This is a genomic window from Candidatus Deferrimicrobiaceae bacterium, assembly GCA_035256765.1.
In the GTDB taxonomy this organism is placed as follows: domain Bacteria; phylum Desulfobacterota; class Deferrimicrobia; order Deferrimicrobiales; family Deferrimicrobiaceae; genus CSP1-8.
Genome location: DATEXR010000108.1, coordinates 1 through 3,637, shown reverse-complemented (window position 1 = coordinate 3,637; position 3,637 = coordinate 1). Strand labels below are relative to the sequence as shown.

Genomic DNA, 3,637 nt, shown 5'->3' with positions numbered 1-3,637 from the left:
CCCGGCGAGCGGCCCGCGTCCCGCGCGGGCCTCCCACGGAGGGTTCGATGCATCCCTTCGCGCAGGTCCTTCTGGACGGAATTTTCACGGGATCGACCTACGCCCTGATGGCGGCGGGCCTCGCGCTCATCCTGGGGGTGGTGAAAGTGGTCAACCTCTCCCACGGAGCCTTTTTTTCGCTTGGGGCATACATCGCCTACGCCCTGTCCACGAAGGGGGTGTCGCACCCCGCGGCGGCCGTCCTGCCGGCCGCTCTCATCGCGTTCGCCTTCGGGGTCTTCCTCGGGAAAAGCTTCATCAACCCCGTGCGCTCCCATCCCTTCTCGGTGGCCGTCGGAACCCTGGGGTTCGCCATCCTGTTCGAACAGGCCGCCCAGATGCTGTGGGGACCGCATCCGGTGTCGATCGGCGCCGACCCCCCCTGGGCGGTCGCGTCCGGGGTCGTCGTTCGCCGGTGGGGGGCGGCCTCCCTCGCGGCCTCCGCCGGGATCCTTTTCGCCCTTGCCCTCTTTCTCCGTTCCCGCTGGGGGCTCCCCGTAAAGCTCATCGCCGAGGAGGAGGAGATCGCGGGATCGGTCGGGATGGACGTGGAGAAGATCCGGTACCTCACCTTCGGGTTCGCCTCGGCGGCCGCCGCCGTGGCAGGGGCCCTTCTGGCCCCCGCAACCTCGATCACCCCCACCATGGGGAGAGTCCCGCTCATCCTGTCCCTCATCGTGGTGATCGCCTCGGGGATGGAGAACGTCCTGTTCCTCTTCCTCCTGGCGGTGGGGCTCGGGCTGTGGTCGAACGCGTTCGCGTTCTTCCTCTCGCCCCAGTGGTCCTACGTCAGCCTCCTCGCGGGGATCTGCCTGCTGCTTCTCCTGCGCCCGTCGGGGCTCTCCGCCACGGCGCCCGGCCGGGACTACTGAGCACGGGGCCCCGGAATGACCCCTTTCCCGCGGAGAACGATCGGAGCGCTGGCGCTGGGGGCGGGGATGCTCCTTCTCCTCCCCCTCGCGGGCCTGGACCGGTTCCTCCTCGATGTCCTCGTCTCCGGCTTCCTGCTGGCCGCCTACGTCGGTTCGTGGGATATCGTCGGCGGGGTGGCCGGGCAGATCTGTCTGGGGCACGCCCTCTTCTTCGGGACGGCCACCTACTCCTGCGCGCTGCTCACGAGCCTTGCCGGGTGGCCTTTCGCCGCCGCGGGCGCCGCGGCGCTCCTTCTTTCCACCGCCGTCGCCGCCGTCGTCGGGACGTTCTCCGGCCGGCTCAAGGGACCGTTCATCGCGCTGCTTACTCTCGCCCTGGGAGAGCTTGCCCACGAGGTGATGCTGGGCCAGACCTTTTTCTCCCCCCGGGGCGCCTACTCCTGGGGGGGCGAGGGGGGGATCCCCGTGGCCCTTCCCTGGGAGAACCCGTCTCCGTGGGCGTCCTATTACGGAGCGCTCCTGTTCCTGTTCGTCTCCACCTGGGGGATGACGCGCATCGCGAGGTCGAAGGAGGGGCTCCTCTGGTCGGCGATCGGGGGAAGCGAGCTGACCGCCCGCGCCTCGGGCGTGGACGTCGCGCGTCACAAGAGGCGCGCCTTCCTCGTGGCCGGCCTTCTCGCCGGGGCCGCCGGCGTGGGGTTCGCGGCGCACGTGGGACGCGCGACCGCGGCCGACTTCTCGCTGGAGCTCTCCTTCCAGGCGGCCACCTTCGCGGCGATCGGGGGAAGGGGCACGATCGTGGGGCCGGTGGTAGCGGCGCTGCTCCTGCACGTCCTCTTCCAGGGCGCGGGGATCGCCCCTGCCGCGAGGGTCCTCCTGTACGCCCTGGCCCTCCTCCTCATCCTGCGGTTTTTCCCGGCAGGGGTGGCCGGAACCTTGCGGGAGCGGTTCCGGATGCGGAGGATGGCGCCGGGGGGGCCTAGCCCGTGAGCGAACTGCTGCGCGCGGAAGGGATCGAGAAGTCGTTCGGGGCTTCCCGGATCCTGCGGGGGATCACCCTTTCCGTGGAAAAGGCGGAGGTGGTCGGGCTGTTCGGCCCCAACGGCGCCGGGAAGACGATGCTGGCCAACGTCCTCTCCGGACTGATCCCCCCCGACCGGGGGAGGATCTTCTTCGAGGGGAGGGAGATCACCCGGCTCCCGATGGATGCGCGGTTCCGCGCCGGGCTCGCCCGGACGTTCCAGATCCCGGGGCCCTACCCCACCCTGACCGTCGCGGAGTCGGTCCGCGTGGCGCTGTTGTGCGGGGACCGGAGGCGGGGGGACGGGGAGCGCCCCCCCCGGGGGCTTGCGGAGGAAACCGAATCGGTCCTCCACCGGACGGGGCTGTTCGCCCAGCGGTTCTGGCCGGCCGCCCAGCTGTCCCAGGGGTGCCTTCGCCGGCTCGAGTTCGCCCGCGCGATCTCGTGCCGCCCGAAGCTCATCCTGCTCGACGAGGTTTTTTCGGCGCTTTCGACGAAAGACGAGGCGGAGCTCGCCGCGCTGTTGCGTTCCCTCCACCGCGACGACGGGATCTCCTTCCTCCTCATCTCCCACAACCCGCTCCTCCTCGAGGAGATGTGCGGCCGCGTCGTGGCGATCGAGGACGGCCGGGTCACCTGGGAGGGGAAGCCCGCCGACCTGGCGAAGTACAAGCCCCACGCCCACGGGCAGGACCACGGGCCATGAGAGCGGAACGCCGGGAGTCGCGGTGCACCTGAAAATCAAAAACGTCTCGGTGATGTTCGGCCAGGTGAGGGCGGTGCGCGGCGTCACCCTCGAGGCACGGCCCGGGGAGGTCGTGGCGATATTCGGCACGAACGGGTCAGGGAAAACGACGCTGCTGAAGGCGGTCGCGGGGCTGGTCCCAGTCGCCTCCGGCAGGATCACCTATCACGGCGAAGAGATCACCTGCCTGCCCGCCCACGAGCGGGTGGCGCGCGGGGTGCACTACGTGTCCGACCGCGCCCGCGTCGCCCTCCGGATGACCGTCCGCGAGAACCTGGACGTCGGGGGGTACCTCCGGAAGCCGGCCGACCGGAAAGGGGCGCGGGAGCGGGTGTACGACCTCTTCCCCGTCCTGAGGGAGAAGGGGCCGTTCCCCGCGGGGATCCTCTCCGGCGGAGAGCGGCAGATGCTGGTCATCGGTCGGGCGATGATGGGGACCCCCTCGCTCCTCCTGTTCGACGAGCCGTTCCTCGGCCTCTCCCTCGAGGTGCGGGACAGGATCCTTTCGGTCATCGACGGGGAGCTGCGCGGGAAGGCGACGATCCTTCTGGCCGAGCACGACCTGGGGGCCGCCTTCCGCGTCCTCGACCGATACTGCATCTTCCTGAACGGAAAACTGATCCACGAGGCGGGGCGAAGCTCCGTCGCCAGCGAGGAGCGCCTGCGCGAGGTGTTCCGCCGGCACTACCGGCAGACGGGCGGGGGAGAACACAGTGCACCGTCTCGTAAATAGCTTGACGCACCGAGAGCGTCGATGCGCCGCGCCAGCAAGGCGCGCGACTGAGGATGGGGGGGGGACACTCCTGATGTATTCACCGAGAAAAAAAGGAGTGTCCCCCCTGAGTGCAAGAAGCGCGTACTCCGCGGGAGCGAGGGGCCTGTCCCCGGAAGGGTCGGCAGCCGAGGCGAAGCGGATGCGCCGTCAGACCGCGAAGGACGACCGAGCACGGCGCAGGCGTA

General features: G+C 69.9%; 4 protein-coding genes. All 4 read left to right on the top strand.

Features of this window, described 5'->3' with window-relative positions; translation table 11 throughout:
• The coding region (locus VJ307_03615; protein ID HJX73221.1) for a branched-chain amino acid ABC transporter permease at positions 1–911 on the top strand (911 nt) is incomplete at its 5' end.
• 15 nt (positions 912–926) lie between these two features.
• Entirely contained in the window at positions 927–1,901 is a 975-nt protein-coding gene (locus tag VJ307_03610; protein ID HJX73220.1) for a branched-chain amino acid ABC transporter permease, read from the top strand.
• The gene (locus tag VJ307_03605) at positions 1,898–2,638 is read left to right on the top strand and encodes an ATP-binding cassette domain-containing protein (protein HJX73219.1); all 741 of its coding nucleotides are present in this window, start codon (positions 1,898–1,900) and stop codon (positions 2,636–2,638) included. Before VJ307_03610 ends, VJ307_03605 begins: the two co-directional genes overlap by 4 nt.
• A gap of 22 nt (positions 2,639–2,660) precedes the next feature.
• On the top strand, positions 2,661–3,410 hold the full coding sequence (locus VJ307_03600; GenBank protein HJX73218.1) for an ATP-binding cassette domain-containing protein: 750 nt from the start codon (positions 2,661–2,663) through the stop codon (positions 3,408–3,410).
• Positions 3,411–3,637 lie beyond the last annotated feature (227 nt).